The organism is Pseudomonas yangonensis, assembly GCF_009932725.1.
GTDB lineage: Bacteria > Pseudomonadota > Gammaproteobacteria > Pseudomonadales > Pseudomonadaceae > Aquipseudomonas > Aquipseudomonas yangonensis.
On sequence record NZ_BLJU01000118.1, the window covers coordinates 1 to 481 of the forward strand.

The 481-nt window shown below is 68.6% G+C and carries 1 protein-coding gene; it reads right to left on the minus strand.

What is annotated here, in order from left to right; genetic code table 11:
• Window positions 1-37: 37 nt before the first annotated feature.
• Window positions 38-481, minus strand: a 444-nt coding sequence (mbhE, locus tag GYB81_RS23755) for a hydrogen gas-evolving membrane-bound hydrogenase subunit E (protein ID WP_161897995.1), incomplete at its 5' end; no start/stop codon positions are given.

Below are 481 nucleotides of genomic sequence, written 5' to 3' on the forward strand. Positions count from 1 at the left end.
GGCTTAGCCACTACCTCCAGGATGACCAGCCGGCGGTTCATCGTCCGGCCTCCGTGTCGCGCCGGGTGCGCACAGCACGCAGCAGCGGCACCGCCGCCAGCAGCGACAGCATCACGACCGTGATCTCGCCCAGCGTGTCCAGCGCTCGGAAGTCGACCAGGATCACGTTTACCACGTTGCGGCCCTGCGCGGCCGGCACACTGTGCTCGCCGAACCAGCGCGACAGCGTGTCGTCGAAGGGCAGCGCCACGGCGGCCAGCAGCAGCGCGGTCAGCACGGTGGCGAAGGCCAGCGACAGCACGAGCGCCATCGGGCGCCAGACCGGCTCGGGCACGCTCATGGCCTTGCCTTGGCGTTTCAACGCCAACAGCACCGCCGCAACGACGATGACGAACACCGTCTCAACGACCACCTGTGTGAAGGCGACGTCCGGCGCCCCCGCAAAGAGAAACAGCACTGCGCTGCCGTAGCCCACGAGACC